This is a genomic window from Nocardioides sp. CCNWLW216, from assembly GCF_037120545.1.
GTDB classification, from domain to species: Bacteria; Actinomycetota; Actinomycetes; order Propionibacteriales; family Nocardioidaceae; genus Nocardioides; species Nocardioides lianchengensis.
This window is the reverse complement of the sequence record NZ_JBBBBJ010000011.1, coordinates 177,728-194,134: the sequence shown is the minus strand read 5'-3', so window position 1 is coordinate 194,134 and position 16,407 is coordinate 177,728. Positions and strand designations below refer to the sequence as shown.

The 16,407-nt window shown below is 72.8% G+C and carries 18 protein-coding genes; 5 read left to right on the top strand and 13 right to left on the bottom strand.

Features of this window, described 5'->3' with window-relative positions; all coding sequences use genetic code 11:
- Position 1 precedes the first annotated feature (1 nt).
- The gene (locus V7S47_RS21765) at positions 2-517 is read left to right on the top strand and encodes a GNAT family N-acetyltransferase (RefSeq protein ID WP_336563534.1); all 516 of its coding nucleotides are present in this window, start codon (positions 2-4) and stop codon (positions 515-517) included.
- Here the strand turns inward: V7S47_RS21765 and V7S47_RS21760 are convergent.
- The 5 genes from V7S47_RS21760 to V7S47_RS21740 are packed head-to-tail and all read right to left on the bottom strand — an operon-like array spanning position 457 to position 3,848.
- A complete protein-coding gene (locus V7S47_RS21760; protein ID WP_336563533.1) occupies positions 457-696 on the bottom strand; it encodes a hypothetical protein in 240 nt (79 codons plus the stop codon). The two genes, V7S47_RS21765 and V7S47_RS21760, sit on opposite strands and share 61 nt — an antisense overlap.
- Before the next feature lie 43 nt (positions 697-739).
- Positions 740-1,906, bottom strand: a complete 1,167-nt coding sequence (locus V7S47_RS21755; RefSeq protein WP_336563532.1) for a phospholipase D-like domain-containing protein — start codon at positions 1,904-1,906, stop codon at positions 740-742.
- 22 nt (positions 1,907-1,928) lie between these two features.
- Positions 1,929-2,540, bottom strand: coding sequence for a CbiQ family ECF transporter T component (locus V7S47_RS21750; RefSeq protein ID WP_336563531.1), 612 nt, complete (start codon positions 2,538-2,540; stop codon positions 1,929-1,931).
- A complete protein-coding gene (locus V7S47_RS21745; protein WP_336563530.1) occupies positions 2,537-3,232 on the bottom strand; it encodes an energy-coupling factor ABC transporter ATP-binding protein in 696 nt (231 codons plus the stop codon). Before V7S47_RS21745 ends, V7S47_RS21750 begins: the two co-directional genes overlap by 4 nt.
- Positions 3,233-3,239: 7 nt before the next feature.
- Positions 3,240-3,848 carry a biotin transporter BioY gene (locus tag V7S47_RS21740; protein ID WP_336563529.1) on the bottom strand — a complete coding sequence of 203 codons (609 nt, stop codon included), beginning with the start codon at positions 3,846-3,848 and terminating at the stop codon, positions 3,240-3,242.
- A 101-nt stretch (positions 3,849-3,949) separates the two neighbouring features.
- On the opposite strand from V7S47_RS21740, the gene V7S47_RS21735 reads away from it, so the two are divergent.
- Positions 3,950-4,528 carry a TetR/AcrR family transcriptional regulator C-terminal domain-containing protein gene (locus V7S47_RS21735; RefSeq protein ID WP_336563528.1) on the top strand — a complete coding sequence of 193 codons (579 nt, stop codon included), beginning with the start codon at positions 3,950-3,952 and terminating at the stop codon, positions 4,526-4,528.
- Here the strand turns inward: V7S47_RS21735 and V7S47_RS21730 are convergent.
- Genes V7S47_RS21730 through V7S47_RS21700 form a run of 7 tightly spaced genes read right to left on the bottom strand, consistent with a single transcriptional unit; the run spans position 4,506 to position 11,584 of the window.
- Positions 4,506-5,066, bottom strand: coding sequence for a M23 family metallopeptidase (locus V7S47_RS21730; protein WP_336563527.1), 561 nt, complete (start codon positions 5,064-5,066; stop codon positions 4,506-4,508). The genes V7S47_RS21735 and V7S47_RS21730 overlap by 23 nt on opposite strands.
- 10 nt (positions 5,067-5,076) lie before the next feature.
- On the bottom strand, positions 5,077-5,607 hold the full coding sequence (locus V7S47_RS21725; protein ID WP_336563526.1) for a 2'-5' RNA ligase family protein: 531 nt from the start codon (positions 5,605-5,607) through the stop codon (positions 5,077-5,079).
- Between the two features lie 30 nt (positions 5,608-5,637).
- Positions 5,638-7,905 (bottom strand): GNAT family N-acetyltransferase, encoded by a 2,268-nt coding sequence (locus V7S47_RS21720; RefSeq protein WP_336563525.1) that lies wholly within the window; start codon positions 7,903-7,905, stop codon positions 5,638-5,640.
- Positions 7,902-9,197, bottom strand: coding sequence for a lysine N(6)-hydroxylase/L-ornithine N(5)-oxygenase family protein (locus V7S47_RS21715; RefSeq protein ID WP_336563524.1), 1,296 nt, complete (start codon positions 9,195-9,197; stop codon positions 7,902-7,904). Before V7S47_RS21715 ends, V7S47_RS21720 begins: the two co-directional genes overlap by 4 nt.
- Positions 9,194-10,681: a pyridoxal phosphate-dependent decarboxylase family protein gene (locus V7S47_RS21710; RefSeq protein WP_336563523.1), complete on the bottom strand. Its 1,488-nt coding sequence runs from the start codon at positions 10,679-10,681 to the stop codon at positions 9,194-9,196. Before V7S47_RS21710 ends, V7S47_RS21715 begins: the two co-directional genes overlap by 4 nt.
- A gap of 24 nt (positions 10,682-10,705) precedes the next feature.
- Positions 10,706-10,945, bottom strand: a complete 240-nt coding sequence (locus tag V7S47_RS21705) for a DUF6767 domain-containing protein (RefSeq protein ID WP_336563522.1) — start codon at positions 10,943-10,945, stop codon at positions 10,706-10,708.
- Positions 10,946-10,993: 48 nt separating this feature from the next.
- On the bottom strand, positions 10,994-11,584 hold the full coding sequence (locus V7S47_RS21700) for a TetR/AcrR family transcriptional regulator (RefSeq protein WP_336563521.1): 591 nt from the start codon (positions 11,582-11,584) through the stop codon (positions 10,994-10,996).
- A gap of 90 nt (positions 11,585-11,674) precedes the next feature.
- Between V7S47_RS21700 and V7S47_RS21695 the strand changes: the two genes are divergently transcribed.
- The gene (locus V7S47_RS21695) at positions 11,675-13,114 is read left to right on the top strand and encodes an MDR family MFS transporter (RefSeq protein ID WP_336563520.1); all 1,440 of its coding nucleotides are present in this window, start codon (positions 11,675-11,677) and stop codon (positions 13,112-13,114) included.
- Between the two features lie 92 nt (positions 13,115-13,206).
- Here the strand turns inward: V7S47_RS21695 and V7S47_RS21690 are convergent, their stop codons facing one another.
- The gene (locus tag V7S47_RS21690; RefSeq protein WP_336563519.1) at positions 13,207-14,094 is read right to left on the bottom strand and encodes a 3-methyladenine DNA glycosylase; all 888 of its coding nucleotides are present in this window, start codon (positions 14,092-14,094) and stop codon (positions 13,207-13,209) included.
- A 32-nt stretch (positions 14,095-14,126) separates the two neighbouring features.
- Here V7S47_RS21690 and V7S47_RS21685 point away from each other — a divergent pair, with 32 nt between their 5' ends.
- A complete protein-coding gene (locus tag V7S47_RS21685) occupies positions 14,127-14,936 on the top strand; it encodes a fumarylacetoacetate hydrolase family protein (RefSeq protein WP_336563518.1) in 810 nt (269 codons plus the stop codon).
- Positions 14,937-14,944: 8 nt separating this feature from the next.
- Positions 14,945-16,405: a glutamate--tRNA ligase gene (gltX, locus tag V7S47_RS21680; RefSeq protein ID WP_336563517.1), complete on the top strand. Its 1,461-nt coding sequence runs from the start codon at positions 14,945-14,947 to the stop codon at positions 16,403-16,405.
- The last annotated feature ends 2 nt before the right edge of the window (positions 16,406-16,407 follow it).

The following is a 16,407-nucleotide window of genomic DNA, read 5'->3' as shown; positions in this document are numbered from 1 at the left end:
GGTGACGACCCGGCACACCGCGGTGCTGGGTGCCGCCGAGCTGGACGAGATCCGCGACCTGCTCGACGCCGCCTTCGACGACTTCGACGACCATGACTGGGAGCACGGGCTCGGCGGTCAGCACGCCGTCGTCCGCGAGGACGGGCTGCTGGTCGCGCACGGCTCGCTCGTGCAGCGGCGGATGCTCGTGGGGGGTCGCTCCCTGCGGGTCGGGTACGTCGAGGCGGTCGCGGTGCACCCCGATCGGCGCCGGCTCGGCCACGCCTCCACGGTGATGGCGGCCCTGGAGGCGCTGGCGCCGGCGTACGACCTGCTCGCCCTCAGCGCCTCGGACGCGGGTCTGCCGCTCTACGAGGCACGGGGCTGGCAGCCGTGGCGCGGACCGACGTCCGTGCTCGGTCCCTCAGGTCCGGAGCCGACGCCCGACGACGACGGGTCGGTGCTGGTCCTCGGCGGTCAGGACGTCGACCGGGACCTGCCGATCGCCTGCGACCACCGGGACGGCGACGTCTGGTAGCGGTCGCGGTCGGCGACGTGCCAGGCGATCCAGGTCAGGGGGAAGATCAGCCCCGCCAGGACCGCTCTCGGGAGGCTGCGTCCCCGGCGCCGCGCCCCGGACGCCGTCAGGACGGCGAGCGAGACCAGCCCGAGCAGCGCGGCCCCGGCCAGGCCCGTCAGGACGACGACGTCGATCATCCGGTCAGTGTGCCGCGACCGGACCGGTCCGGCCAGCCTCTGCTCAGCGCAGCCGGGTGCCGAGCGACCAGAGGTGGTCGAAGTAGCCCTGCCAGGCAGTCACGGCCGCCGCGTTGCTGACCTTCACGACGACCTCGTCCGCGGCCCGCGGCGCGTCGCCCCAGTTCTCCGAGCCGGTCCAGAGCCGGGCCTTCTTCGCGCTGCCGGTGCCGTAGCGGGCGATCATCGACTTGCTGTGCAGGTAGTCCTCGTCGCTCCTCTTCAGCAGCTTCACCGGGATCCCGCCGCGCACCAGCACGGCCTTGACCTGCGGCCCGATCCCGCCCACGACGACACGGACCTTCGCGCCGGCCCGCTTCTTGGCGACCAGGGCCCGGGCGATGGCCAGGCCGCGGTCCCCGCTCCACGACGCGTTGGCGATCCGGATCACCAGGCGGTCCTGTGGGAGGCCGTTGATCCGGCCCACGACGGGATCGGCCATGCTCGGCGAGTTCCAGGGGTTGAAGGTCAGTGCGGTGTTGGGCGTGAGGTTCTCCTGGATGAACGGCGCCCGCTGGTCGCGCCGCTTCACCTGCTGGGCGAAGACCCGCTTCAGCGTGCGGTGCACCGGCCGGTAGCCGACGAACTGGTAGCCGTCGTTGTACTGCCAGTCGGAGGCGGCCGTGGTCGCGTTGGCCGAGGTGATGATCGAGACGAACCGCTTGCCGTAGGTCGACGAGAACGTCCAGGACTTCTGATGCATCGCTCCCTTGCCGAGGGCGGGGTTGCCCCGGGCGGCGCCGTTGCTGACGACGAGCTTGGAGCCCTTGCCGTTCAGCTGCGCGCGGAGGTACTTCCGGATCCCCGGCTCGGCCTGCTTGGCGACGAGCATCTTGACCCGGACACCGCGGTTGTCGGCAGCAGCGAGGGCCCGGGCGATGGTCGCCGAGTCGAAGCTCCAGGTGACGCCCTGGATGAGCGACCCCTTCGGAGCGCCGTTGATGGCGCGGAGGATGACGCACGAGATGTCGCCGTACCTCGAGCCGGGATCGCCGAAGAACGCCTCCGCCCGGAGGACGTACGGCCCCGGCGCGCACTGGAAGTCGTCGGCCGCGGCCGGGGCGGCGGTCGCGGCGGTCGCCCCGGCGGGCACGGCGGCGCCGAGCGGCACGAGCGCCGCGACGAGGACGGCGGCGAGGGCTGAGGCGAGGATGGTGAGGACCCGAGGCATGCACGGGTCCTACCCACCGCGGTCAGTCGCCAAGCCCCCGCGCCTGGAGCGCGTCGCCGGTCTCGTGGGCGCGCGCGACGACCCGGACCACGAACGGGGTCAGGAAGGCGCGCGGGTGCCGGCCGAGGCCGCGGGCGCGGGCGGCGTCACGTGTCTCGAGGGCGAGGGCGAGGGTGCCGGGGATGGCCTGCAGCGCGAGGCTGAAGGTCAGCGCGACCCGCTCGGGCCGGGCGCCGAAGCGGCGGAGCGGACCAAGCCAGCGGACGATCGCGTCGAGGATGGCGTTGACGGCCGTCGTGGCCGTCAGCACGACCGCCGCGAGGGCCAGGGCGAGCAGGTCGACGAACGTCTCGACCGCCTTGGGCAGGCCGTAGAGCCACCACTGCAGGGCGGAGACGACCAGGGCGACGAGCAGCACCGACCGGGCCGCGCGGGCCAGGGTCCGGAGCCGGACCCGACCGACCAGGGCCGCCACCAGCGCGAGGGCGAGGAAGACCCACGACCAGGTCGCGCTGCGCACCAGCACGACGCTCAGGCTGTACGCCGCCAGGCCCGCCATCTTCACGCCGACCGGCAGCCGGTGCAGCACGGTGGTCCCCGGCTGGTGGACGCCGATCAGCAGCAGGTTGCTCATCCGAGGGCCGACGTCACGTAGTCGTCGACGGCCGCGTCGGGCGCGCCGTCGTAGCGGACCGCGCCGTCGGCGACCACCAGCACCCGGTCGCAGCGGCGGGCCAGGTCGAGGTCGTGGGTGACGAGCACGACCTGCTGGTCGAGCCCGAGCAGCAGGTCGCCGACCCGCCGGGTGTTGGCCAGGTCGAGCAGGGTGGTCGGCTCGTCGGCGACGAGCACGGCGGGCTCCGTGGCCAGCACGCCGGCCAGCGCGAGCAGCTGCTTCTGCCCGCCGGACAGGCTGTGCACGCTGTCGTGCGCGTGATCGGCCAGGCCGTAGCGGTCCAGCACCGCGAGCGCCAGCTCGCGCCGGCGGTCGCCGTTCCGTTCGCGGCGGCGCAGTGACAGCTCGACGTCCTCGACGCAGGTCGGCATCACCAGCTGGGCGGCCGGGTCGGTGAAGGAGAACCCCACGCGCCGTCGTACCTCCGCGCCCTGGCGGGCGACATCGAGACCGTCGACCAGCACCCGCCCGACGGTCGGCGTGACGAGCCCGTTGAGGAGCCGGGCCAGGGTGGACTTGCCGGACCCGTTGGCGCCGATGACGCCGATCCGGCGCTCGGTCAGGGTGAGGGTCGTCGGGGCGAGGACGACGCGGTCGCCGGAGACGGTCGGGACCGTGACCCCGGCGCCGTCGAGCTCGATCGTAGGCACTCCGGCGTCAGCGGGTGCGGCGGCCGAGCAGCTGCGGGAAGGCGCGGTGCACCTCGGCGGCGACCAGGGCCACCACGAGCGCCTTGACGATGTCGCCCAGCCAGAACGGGGCGTCCCAGCCGGCTGCCGTGCTGAACGGGACGTCGGAGAACGCGGCCATGCCGAGGATGCCGAGCAGGTGGTTCAGGCCGACGCCGGGCAGGCAGCAGAGAAACACCACGAGAGCGGACGTACGACGGCCGCGCGCGGCGTACCGGACCAGGAGACCGGTGACGAAGGCGACCGCCAGGAACGACCACAGGTAACCGGCGGTGAGCCCGGTGAACACACCGAGGCCGGAGGAGTGGCCGGAGAAGATCGGCAGGCCGGCGGCGCCCAGCGCCAGGTAGACCGCGACGGCCAGGGTGCCCCGGGCCGCGCCGAGCAGCGCGCCGGTGAGGGCGATCCCGAAGGTCTGCAGGGTGATCTCCACCCCTGCGCCGCCCACGGGGATGCCGCCGACGACGGTGCAGGCGGCGATCAGCGCGGCGAACGCGGCCACCAGGGCCAGGTCGGTCGCGGAGAGGCGCGGGCGGCGGGTGGTCGCCGGCGCGGTGCTGTCGTCGGTCATGGTCATCGGGGATCCTTCTCGGCACGGACCTGAACGGTGGTCAGGTGAACGGCGTTCAGGTTAGGGTTCGGGCCGGACACCGTCAATGCCGCGAAGGAGGCTGTGGGATGCGCAACAACCGCGGCGACGTGGTGGATCGGGCGATCGACGTGCTCGACGCCTACGGCCTGGCCGACCTGTCGATGCGCCGGCTCGGCGCCGAGCTCGGCGTGCAGCCCAGCGCGCTCTACCACCACTTCGCCAACAAGCAGCTGCTGCTCGCGGCCGTGGCCGACGAGGTGCTCGCCCGCGGCGCGCGGCCGCCGATCGACGGCTCCTGGGACGAGCAGGTGATCGCCGTCTGCAGCACGCTGCGCGACGCCGTGCTGGCCTACCGCGACGGCGCCGAGCTGGTGGCCACGGTGCACGCGTTCGGGCTCGGCGCGCGGGCGCCGTACGACGCGCTGGTCGAGGCCCTGGCCGCCGACGGCCTCCCCGACGGCCTCCCCGACGATCTGGTCCCGGTCGCCGCCCGCACCCTGCTGCACTTCGTGCTCGGCCACGTCTCCGACGAGCAGACCCACCTGCAGGCCGGCAGTGCCGGCGCCATCGCCGACGCTCCGCGGGAGTCGTCCGACTTCGCGCTGGGCCTGGCGATCATCGTCGACGGGATCCGCGCGCGGGTCAGCGGCGCCGCTCCAGCCTGAGCAGCCGCCGCGGTGCGACGGCCGTCGACAGCCCGCCGCCGACCGCCCGCCGCTCGAAGTGCAGGTGGCAGCCGTCGGGCGCCCCGTCGTCGGACGCCCGGGCGATCAGCTGGCCGCGACGCACGAGGTCGCCACGCTCGACGTACACCTTCCGGGTGTGGCCGATGACCACGTCGAAGCCCTTGGACCGGCTGCGCAGCAGCAGTGGGTTCGCGCCGTACGCCGGACCCAGCGAGCCGTTGTCGACCACCCGCAGCCGGGTGCGCGCGAACAGCCGGGTGCCGCAGGGCATCGCGACGTCCAGCCCGTGGTGGAACCCGCGGCCGTCGCGGCAGCGCGGGTCGGGGGAGTAGTACGGCGCGCGCGTGCAGCCGAACGGGATCATGATCCGGTGCGCGCCGCGGAACCACGGCGACGTGTAGCGGGCCTGGTCGGCGGTGTAGAAGACCCAGCGCGGATCGGCCCCGGCCGCGGCCGGAGCCGCCGGCAGGAGGACCAGCAGGAGCAGGGTCGAGAGCACGGTCGCGAGCAGGCGCACGACCCCACTGTCACACAGCACCCAGCCGCCACGACTCCAGCAGCCGGCAGTCCCCGTCCGCCCACCAGGCCAGGTCGAGCCGCTCGGCGCGGCAGCGCACCGGCAGCAGGTCGGCGAGGGCGGCGCGGGTCGAGGCCTCGCTGACCTCCGCGGAGCGCAGGTCGAGGGTGAGGTGCGGTCGCACCTCGTCGTACGCCCCGGCGTACGGCGGGCACTCGGGGAACGCCGCGAAGAGCCGCCTCGTGAGGTCCTGGAACGGCCGGGCCGGCTCGGGGACCAGGTGGATGATGCCGTCCGGGAAGGTCGCGACCCGCTCCAGGACCACCTCGAACGGCGCCGTCCCGGCCACGACCGTCGCCAGGCGCTCCCGAGCGTGCCGGTCGAGCGACGGCAGGAACGGCCCCAGCGCGGTGACGTGGGCGTGCACGAAGGCGGGATCGGCCGAGACGAAGCCGGGGTCGTAGTGCGCGTGCCGTCCGCGCACGAACTCCTCCAGCTCCGGCACCGGGACCTGCAGCACGGAGTGGCCCGCGTCCCCCACGTCCGACAGCGTACGACGGCCGCGCGCCGGCTACTCCCGGGCGATCGGGTTGACCAGCGTGCCGGCGTACTGCAGCGAGGAGGCCTGGTCGGCGATGTCGACCATCTCCAGGGTGTTGAGCAGCTGCAGGCGGTTCAGGCAGCTGTGCTTGAACTCGGCCCGCTGCAGGTCGTAGGCGGCGATCCGCGCGGCCAGCTCCGGGTGCTCCTCGGCGTGCTGCTCCACGCAGCGCCGTACCTCGGCCCAGAAGTCGGCCTCGGGCAGCACCCCGTCGGTGTCGAGGATCGCGGCGAGGTGGCGCAGGAACCCGTCGAAGACGTCGGTGTGCAGGGCCAGCGCCCGGATGTCCTGGGGCACGTCGGCACGGATCCGCTCGACCTCCTCCGGGACCGGGATCGAGGAGTCCATCACGCAGACCTCCTCGCCGACGTCCTTCATCAGCGCCCGGACCGGCACGTGGTCGCGCAGCACCAGCACCAGGTTCTCGCCGTGGGGCATGAACGCGAGCTCGTGGGCGAGCAGGCAGTGCACGACCGGCCGGACGTAGGCGTGCAGGTAGCTGCGCACCCACGCGGTCGCGTCCACCGGCGCTGCCTCGATCAGGGCGCCCACCAGGGATCCGCCGCTCGCGTCGCGGTGCAGCAGCGAGGTCATCGAGGCCAGCCGCTCGCCCTGGGACAGCAGCGGGACCGGGCTCTCGCGCCACAGCGCCGCGACCATCTTCTGGTACGGCGAGCGCACCTCCAGGGCGTGGAACGCGTCCCCGGTGTAGCCGATCGCGGCCCGCTCACGCAGCACCGCGAAGCCGCAGGCCTTCAGGGTCGGGTCGTCCTCGACCACACGGTGCACCCAGTCGTTGATGGCCGGCGTGGCGCCCATGTAGCGCGGCGACAGCCCGCGCTTGAAGCCCATGTTCTGGATCGACAGCGCCGTCTTCACGTAGTGCCGGTCCGGCCGCGAGGTGTTGAAGAAGGTGCGGATCGACTGCTGCGCGCGGTAGTCGTCGGGCCCGGTCCCGAGGTGGACCAGGTCGCGGCGGGCCAGGTCCGGCGCGAAGGTGATCGCCAGCTGGTGGCGCCACTGCCACGGGTGGACCGGCACGTAGAGGTAGTCGTCGGGTTCCAGACCGAGCCCGCGCAGGGTCGCGGCGAAGCCCGCCCGGGTGGTCGCGTCCAGCTCCCCGTCGTACAGGCGGGCCTCGGAGAGGCCCTCGCCGATCGAGAGCCGGGCCTTCGAGCGCCGGGCGGCCAGCCACTCCAGTCGGACCGCGCTGCCCGTCTCGGGCGCGTAGGCCGCGTAGTCGTCGAGGTCGTAGCCGATCCGGCCGTTGTTGGCGACGAAGCCCGGGTGGCCCTCGGTCATCGCGGCCTCGACCGCCTGGTAGTCGGCGTCCAGCAGCTCGGCGACGGTCGCGGTGGAGTGCGCGAGCTTCCAGCAGGAGCTGGCCAGGGTGCTGGCGATCTCCTCCAGGTACGTCGGCAGCAGCGCGTCCGGGATGCCGAGCAGACCGGCGAACTCGGTGACGAACCGCTGCGCGTCGAGGTCGGCCGGCGCGCCGTCGACCCACCGGGTGAGCGAGGCCTCGTCGATCGCCCAGTGCTCGAGGGCCAGCCGCTGCGCGGCGAAGGTGTACGACGAGCCGCCGTCGGGCGCGCTCAGCCGCCACTGGTCGGCGTCGGGCACCGGCGTGACGATCCGCTCGTGGGCGTACTCGCTGATGGCCTTCGCGACCAAGTGCCGCTGGGCGGTCGCCAGCCGCGCGGGGGACAGGTGGGCGGCCGGACCGTCGTAGGCCGCGCGGGTGCAGAAGGAGAGCGCGGCGGTCTTGGACGGCAGCTCCACGGCGCGCGCGACCACGAAGCCGAAGGCGGCGTTCAGGGCGGCGATCTTCGCGTTGCGGACGTCCGGCTCGACCACGACCCGTCGTACGGCGGGGTCCGCGAAGCAGTGGTCGAGCACGGCCCGGAACACCAGTCGGGTGAACCCGGCGACGGGGGTGTCGCTCGGGGCGACGAGGACGTGCATGCCGAGGTCGCCGGGCCGGACCTCGGGCAGCTCGGCCAGCGGCGAGTGCGCGGGGTCGTAGGTCTCGGCCAGGAACGCCGGCTCCCCGTCGACCCGGCCCAGCCAGGCGTGGTGGTGGGGGTCGGCCACGACCCGCGCGTACTCGGTCGCCACGTCCTCGCGCGACGCGCCCTGCATCTCCCAGTAGACCGAGCGGGGGTGGGTGACCCAGGCGTGCAGCAGGGCCAGGTCGCGGTCGAGGTCCAGGGGTTCAAGCGTTGCCTTCGGCGTCATGAGTGGTCGCTCCTCCTCAGGTGGTCGGGGACGCCGAAGCTCTGCACGGCGATCCGCTTCTCGATCGGGTAGACCTCACGGCCGGTCAGCGCGGCGACCAGCACCGAGTTGCGGTAGGCCCCCATGCCGAGGTCGGGCGCCACGAAGCCGTGCGTGTGCTCCTCGGCGTTCTGGACGTAGATCTCGCGGTCGCCGTGGTCGACGCTGTACGTCGACGACGCCGCGAACCGACCCTGGTCGTCCCAGCGGATCCGGTCGCGCACCGGCTCCAGGAACTCCGGCACCTGCGCCGCGTAGCCGGTCGCAAGGACCAGCCCGTCGGTGCGCAGCCCGAAGTCCTCGTCGGTCTCCTCGTGGTGCAGGTCGAGCTCGTACGACGACCCGTCCCAGCGGGCACCCGTCACCGCGGTGTTGGTGACCAGGGTCGTGCGCGGCCCCTCGCCCTGCACGCGCAGCCGGTAGTGCAGGTCGTGGATGTCGTCGACCAGGTCGCCGCTGATGCCCTTGTAGAGCGAGCGCTGGTCGCGCAGCAGCCGGGCCCGGGTCAGCTCCGGCAGCCCCTGGAAGTACGACGTGTACTCCGGCGAGGTCAGCTCGAGGGTGAGCTTGGTGTACTCCATCGAGAAGAACCGCGGGCTGCGGGTCAGCCAGGTCAGCCGGTAGTCGTGGTCGGCCGACTCGGCCAGCAGGTCCTGGTAGATCTCGGCCGCGCTCTGCCCGCTGCCGACGATGGTGATGGAGTCGCGCTGCTGCAGCTCGGCCTTGTGGTCGAGGTACTGCGCGGAATGGATCGCCGGGCCGCCCGCCTCGCGGACGCAGTCGAGGATCCGCGGCCTGGTCCCGACGCCCAGCACCAGCCGGCGCCCGCGGAACGAGTCGCCGGCGGCGGTCGAGACGACGTACGCCGCCCCGTCCCACTCGACCCGCGTGACGGCCTGGCCGAAGCGGACCGAGTCGAGCCGCTCGGCCGCCCAGCGGCAGTAGTCGTCGTACTCGCTGCGCAGCGGGTAGAACGACTCGCGGATGTAGAACGGGTAGAGGCTGCCGGTCTCCTTCAGGTAGCTCAGGAACGACCAGCGCGAGGTCGGGTCGGCCATGGTCACCAGGTCGGCCAGGAACGGCACCTGCAGGGTGGCCTCCGGCAGCATCATCCCGGGGTGCCAGGCGAGCTCGTCGCGGGCCTCGAGGAAGACGCCGTCCAGCTCGTCGACCGGGTCGGTCAAGCAGGCCAGGCCGAGGTTGAACGGGCCGAGGCCGATGCCCACGAAGTCGTACGTGCCGCCCGGGGTCATGCCGCCTCCCTCATCAGCTCGCGGCCCACGGCGCCGAGGCTGTCGGTCACGGCCAGCACGTCGTCGAGGGTCGCGAGCGGGTTGAGCAGGGTGAGCTTGAGCCAGCAGCGACCGTCGACCTTGGTGGCGGCGACCATCGCGGTCCCGCGCTCGTAGACGGTCTGCCGGATCCGCGGCTGCAGTCGGTCGGCCGCCTCCTCGCCCAGGCCCTCGGGGCGGAAGCGGAGCACCAGCGTGCTCAGCCCCGGCTCGGCGCACAGCTCGATCACCGGGTCGTCGGCGAGGGCGTCGTACGCCCGGCGGGCCAGGTCGACGACCGTGTCGACGTACCCGCCGATGGCGTCGGGGCCCATGGTCCGCAGGGTCATCCAGAGCTTCAGCGCGTCGAAGCGGCGGGTGGTCTGCAGGCTCTTGTCGACCTGGTTGGGGTGCCGGATCCCCTCCGGGTCCTTCGGGTTGAGGTAGTCGGCGTGCCAGGTGACGTGGCCGAGGTGGCGGCCGTCGCGCACCAGCAGGGCGCTGGCGGAGACCGGCTGGAACCAGGTCTTGTGGTAGTCCACGGTCACCGAGTCGGCCTGCTCGATCCCGGCCAGCAGGTGCCGCCGGGTGGGGGAGACGAGCAGCCCGCCGCCGTACGCCGCGTCCACGTGCAGCCAGGTGCGGTGCCGGCGGACCAGCGCGGCGATCGCGCCCAGCGGATCGATGGCGCCGAAGTCGGTCGTGCCCGCCGTGGCGACGACGGCCATGGGGGAGAGGCCGTACCTCGTCAGGTCGTCGAGCGCACCCGCCAGGGCGGCGACGCTCATCCGGCGGTCGCGGCCGACCGGCACCGCGACGACGGCCTCGTCGCCGAGGCCGAGCAGCCGGGCGGCCTTCTGCACCGAGAAGTGCGCGTCGGCGCTGGCCAGGATCCGCAGCCGGCTGGGGTCGCCGTGGACGGTCTTCGCGAGCGCGTGATCGCGGGCCAGGAGCAGGCCCTGCAGGTTGGACTGGGTGCCGCCGCTGGTGAAGATGCCGTCGGCACCCGGACCGAAGCCGATCCGACCGGCGGTCCAGTCGACGAGGTGCCGCTCGACGAAGGTGCCGCCGACGCTCTGGTCGAAGGTGTCGAGGCTGGAGTTCACCGCGCTGACGAAGACCTCGGCCAGCAGCGCCGGGACCACGACCGGGCAGTTGAGGTGCGCGGCGTAGGCCGGGTCGTGGAACCAGATCGCGTCGTCGAGGTAGACCCGGCTCATCTCGGCCAGCGCGGCCGCGGGGTCGCCGAGCGGGACGTCGAGGTCGACGTCGGCGACCGGCTTGGCGGCCTGCTCCGGCTGCACGCCCGTCGCGGGGCCGGCGAGGCGGCGCATGGTGTCGGCCAGGTGGTCCACGCCGAGGCGCATCGTGTCGACGTACGAGTCGAGGTGGTCGGGGTGCAAGAGGTGGTGCAGGTCCGGGGGAGGGGGGTCGTCCCGACGGTTCTGGGCAGGGGAAACGGACACCGAGTCGTCCTTCCGAGCAAGGAGTTAGGTAAGCCTCACCTTAGGGGTACCCGTTCGGGCGAGTTCAACCCGTGACCCGGCATCTGGGACGATCGTCACACCGGTCCGCGCTCGCGACCGGAGTTCGGCCAACCGCTCCCGCAGCTCCGGGTCGGTCATCACCAGCCAGACCAGGCCGCAGTCCTGCGGCCCGGTCGCGCCGGGCTCGCAGAGCGAGCACGGCTCGCCCGGCCTGATCGGGCACTGCGGAACGGGTCTCCCCATGGCGCCATCGTGCGCCGCCCCGGTCCCCGCCGGTAGGGCCGCAGGTCCTCAGCCCGCGTGCCGCCGGAGAGCCTCGCAGGCGGCGTCGTACGTCGGGACGAGCCCGGGGCCGTCGGGGTCGCCCGCCCAGCGGTCCAGCGCGACCCGGACCACGGCGCCCGTGCTCTCCAGCACGACCCGGGTCGTCAGCGGGTCGAGCTCGAGCCGCTCGACCAGCGCCGCCTGGGTGCGGGCCAGGCGCTCCTCGTCGACGGCGAGCGCGGCCAGCAGCAGGCGCGGCTCGCGCGGGACCAGGCGCCACAGGCGCAGCGCCTCCCGCCCGGCCTCGCTGCGGCCGTCCTCGAAGGTGGCGAGCACGTCGCGCCAGAGCCGCTCGAGCTGGGGGACGAGCCGTGCGGTCGGATCGAGGGCGGCCAGGGCGTGGTCGACCTGGCGCTCGACGTCGGGCTCCGGGATCAGGGCGGCGCGCTCCTTGGTGGCGGCGTACCGGAAGACCGTGCGGGGGGAGACGCCCGCCTCGCGCGCGATGTCGTCGACCGTGGTGCCGTCGACGCCGCGCTCCTCGAACAGGGTCAGCGCGGCCGCGCGGATCTCGCGCTCCGTGCGGTGGCGACGGCGCTCGTGCAGGGCCTCGGTCATCGCCCCATGCTAGCGGGAATGATGTCAGCGCCTGCCGAGTTGGCAGTGACTGCCAGACTGGCACGCGCCGCCGTACGACAGGAGATCTCCGTGACCGCCACCACCGTGGACCCCGTCCGTCCCTCGCTGCCTCCGGGCGTCCGGGTCGGGCCCCTCGTCGCCCTGCTCGTCGGGTCGGCCTTCGTCGTGATCCTCAACGAGACGATCATGGGCGTCGCGCTCCCGGAGCTGATGAGGGAGTTCCGGGTCGAGGCGACCGCCGCCCAGTGGCTGACCACGGCTTTCCTGCTGACGATGGCCGTGGTCATCCCGATCACCGGCTGGTTGCTGCGCCGGTTCACGCTGCGGCAGGTCTTCCTGGCGGCGATGATCTCGTTCTCGATCGGGACGGCGCTGGCCGGTGCGGCGCCCACCTTCGAGGTGCTGGTCGCCGCCCGGGTCGTCCAGGCGGTCGGCACGGCGCTGATGATGCCGCTGCTGATGACGACGATCCTGACCATCGTCGAGCCCGAGCGCCGGGGCCGGATGATGGGGACCATCTCGATCGTCATCTCGGTGGCGCCGGCCGTCGGACCGACCATCTCGGGCATCGTGCTGGACCAGCTCGACTGGCGCTGGATGTTCTGGCTGGTGCTGCCGATCGCCCTCCTGTCGCTCGCCCTCGGCGCCGCCTGGGTCCGCAACGTCACCGAGCCGGTCCGGGCCCCGCTCGACGTCCTCTCGGTCGTGCTGTCGGCCCTCGCGTTCGGCGGCCTCGTCTACGGCCTCAGCAGCATCGGCGAGGCCGCCTCCGGGCACACCCCGGTGTCGCCGTGGGTGCCGCTGGTCGTCGGTGCGGCCGCCCTGGCCGCGTTCGTGTGGCGGCAGCTCGCCCTGCGGGAGCGGGCCCTGCTCGACGTTCGCACCTTCGCCAGCCGCACCTTCGCCGTCGCGGTCGCCCTGGTCGCGGTCAGCATGATGGCGCTCTTCGGCACCCTGATCCTGCTGCCGATCTACCTGCAGTCGGTGCTCGGCCTCTCGACGCTCGAGGCCGGCCTGGTCCTGCTGCCGGGTGGCCTGGCCATGGGCCTCCTCGCGCCGATCGTCGGACGTCTCTTCGACCGGGTCGGCCCGCGTCCCCTGGTGGCGCCCGGTGCGGCGATCGCCTCGGTCGCGCTGTGGCTGATGACGACCTTCGACCCGGGCAGCACGCAGGCCGTGGTGATCGCCGTGCACGTGCTGCTCAGCGTCGGCCTCGCCCTCATGTTCACCCCGCTGATGACCTCGGCCCTCGGCTCGCTGCCGCAGCACCTCTACTCCCACGGCAGCGCGACGGTCTCCACCCTGCAGCAGGTCGCCGGCGCCGCCGGCACCGCGCTGTTCGTCACGGTGATGACCCGCGGTCAGGTGTCGGGCCAGGAGCAGGGGCTCTCGCTCGTCCAGGCCACGGCCGACGGGATCCACACCGCCTTCCTGTTCGGCGGCGCCATCTCGGCCGCCGCCGTGCTCGTCGCCCTCGCCGTACGGCGCCCGGGGGTCCCCGTCGGCTGAGCGCCCGCTCAGCCCGCGCGTCGGAGAGTTTCATCGGCTGGCCGACAGCTCTCCCGCTTGGACGATGAAGGTTCATCGTCCCGGCGGGAGGTTCATCGGCCAGCCGATGAACCTTTGCGCGCGTGATCTCGGGGCGTCGCCGCCAGCAGCCGCTCGCACTTCGCCACCAGCCGGGCCCGCAGGGGAGCGCCGCGCTCGGCGAAGCCGCGCTGGGCCTCGGCGTACGCGGCCTTGCCGGCGGCGGTCTCGATCGGGATCGGCTCGAAGCCCAGGTCCGCCAGGTCGTACGGCGAGGCCCGCATGTCGAGGACCCGGATGTCGCGGGCCAGCTCGAAGCAGTCCGCGACCAGGTCCGAGCTGATCATCGGCGTGAGCCGGAAGGCGTGCTTGTAGAGGTCCATGCCGGCGTGCAGGCAGGCGGGCTGCTCGAAGTCCGGCCGGTCGGCGGCGGTGGGGGCGAGGGTGTTCAGCGGCCGGGCCGTGGGAGTGAAGAACCGGTAGGCGTCGAAGTGCGAGCAGGCGATCCGGTGCGACTCGACGACCGCGTCGGTGCCGGCCCCGCCGAGCCGCAGCGGCCAGTCGGCGTGCCGGGTCTCGTCGTCCGCCAGCCGATGCACCATCGCCCACTCGTGCAGGCCGAAGCAGCCGAAGTTCGCCGGGCGGGCGGCGGTCGCGGCCAGCAGCCGGTGCACCGACTCCAGCAGCGGCCGCTGCGCGACGACGTACGACGCGGTCACGGCGCCGTCGTCGTAGCCCTTCAGGCCGTCGTACTCCGGCGCGTCGAGCAGCCGGACGCCGTACCCCGGGTGCCAGCGGCGCAGCTGGGCCGGGCGCTGGGAGTAGTAGGTGAACAGGAAGTCGTGGACCGGGTGCTTGACCCCCGACTCGCGCCGGGCCAGGTGCGGGGCGACGAAGGCGTCGACGCGGGCCGCGTGTGCGCTGGCGCACGCGCGCCAGGTCGCTCTCTCCAGCACCTCCACGAGGCACGAGCCTAGGCCGCTAGGGTCGGATGGTGCGTATCGCGAGGTTCACCACGGGCGAGGATCCCCAGTACGGCGTCGTGACGGGGGAGGTCGACCAGTTCGGCCAGCCCTCCGAGGACAGTGTCGTCGTGGCCCTCGCCGGCGACCCGCTGTACGTCGGCGTCAAGCTGCTCGACCAGGAGCACCGGCTCGAGGACGTGCGTCTCCTCGCGCCGGTGCTGCCGCGCAGCAAGGTGGTCGGGATCGGCCGCAACTACGCGGCCCACGCCGCCGAGCTCGGCAACGAGGTCCCGAGCGAGCCGATCATGTTCCTGAAGCCGAACACCAGCGTGGTCGGCCCCGGCGACCCGATCTTCTACCCGCCGCAGAGCAGCGAGGTGCACTACGAGGGCGAGCTGGCGGTGGTGATCGGCCGGATCTGCCGCGACGTCCCGGTCGAGAAGGCCACCGACGTCATCCACGGCTACACGATCGCCAACGACGTCACCGCGCGCGACCTGCAGCGCCGGGACGGCCACTTCACCCGGGCCAAGGGCTTCGACTCGTTCTGCCCGCTGGGCCCGTGGATCGAGACCGATCTCGACCCGCAGACGTTCAAGGACGGCGTCCGGGTCCAGACCCACCTCAACGGGGAGACGGTCCAGGACGGCAGCACTGCCGACATGGTCTTCGACATCCCCGCGCTGATCGCGCACGTCTCCAGCATCATGACGCTGCTCCCGGGCGACGTCATCCTCACCGGCACCCCCGAGGGTGTCGGCCCCATGAGCGTCGGCGACGAGGTCGAGATCTCGATCGCCGGGCTCGGATCCCTCACGAACACCGTCAAGGCAAGGTGACCTCCCCGATGACCGTCCGCGTCCGCATGGCCCCGTCCCCCACGGGCAGCCCCCACGTCGGACTCGTCCGCACCGCCCTCTTCAACTGGGCCTTCGCCCGCCACCACGGTGGCACCTTCGTCTTCCGCATCGAGGACACCGACAAGGCCCGCTCGACCCAGGAGTCGTATGACGCCCTCGTCGACCTGATGCGCTGGCTCGGCCTCGACTGGGACGAGGGGCCCGAGGTCGGCGGCCCGCACGCGCCGTACTTCCAGAGCGAGCGGGGCGAGCTGTACGCCGACGCGCTGACCCGGCTGCGCGGGTCGTCGTACACCTACGACTGCTACTGCACGAACGAGGAGGTCGACGCGCGCCGCAAGGCCTCCGGCTCCAAGGTGATGGGCTACGACGGCTTCTGCCGCGACCTGACCGAGGAGCAGGTCGCCGCGTTCGTGGCCGACGGCCGGCGTCCGGTCGTGCGCTTCCGGATGCCCGACGGCTCGATCACCTGGACCGACCTGGTCCGCGGCGACATCACCTTCGAGACCGAGAACGTCCCCGACTACGCGCTCTCCCGCGCCAACGGCGACCCGCTCTACACCCTCGTCAACCCGGTCGACGACGCGCTGATGGAGATCACCCACGTGCTGCGCGGCGAGGACCTGCTCTCCAGCACGCCCCGCCAGCTCGCCCTGTACGCCGCCCTGACCGAGCTCGGGATCGCGAAGCAGACCCCGCAGTTCGGCCACCTGCCCTACGTGATGGGCCAGGGCAACAAGAAGCTCTCCAAGCGCGACCCCGAGGCGCACGCGCTGGCCTACCGCGACCAGGGCTTCCTGCCCGAGGGCCTGCTCAACTACCTCGCGCTGCTGGGCTGGTCCATCTCCGGCGACCGCGACATCTTCTCGCTGGAGGAGATGGTCGAGGCGTTCGACATCAAGGACGTCAACCCCAACCCGGCCCGCTTCGACCTGAAGAAGGCCGAGGCGATCAACGTCTCCCAGATGCGGCTGCTCCCGCTCGAGGAGATCACGCACCGGGTGCTGCCCTACCTGAAGGACGCCGGTGTCGTCGGCGACCCGGTCTCGGACGCCGACGCCCAGCTCCTCGAGCAGGCGATGCCCCTGATCGCCGAGCGGATCAACAAGCTCACCGAGGCCGTCGCCATGCTCGGCTTCCTCTTCGTCGACGAGGCCGACTTCACGCGCGACGAGACCGACGTCGAGAAGGTCCTCACCGACGACGGCCGCCAGGTCGTGCAGGCGGCGTACGACGCGGTCGAGCCGCTCGCGGAGTGGTCGACGGCCGCGATCCAGGACGCCCTCCAGGCCAAGCTGGTGGACGAGCTCGGGATCAAGCCCCGCAACGCGTTCGGCCCGGTCCGGGTGGCGGTGACCGGCAAGCGGGTCTCGCCGCCGCTGTTCGAATCGATGGAGCTGCTGGGCCGCGAGCGCAGTCTCGCGCGGCTGCGCTCCGCGCTCGGCTGACC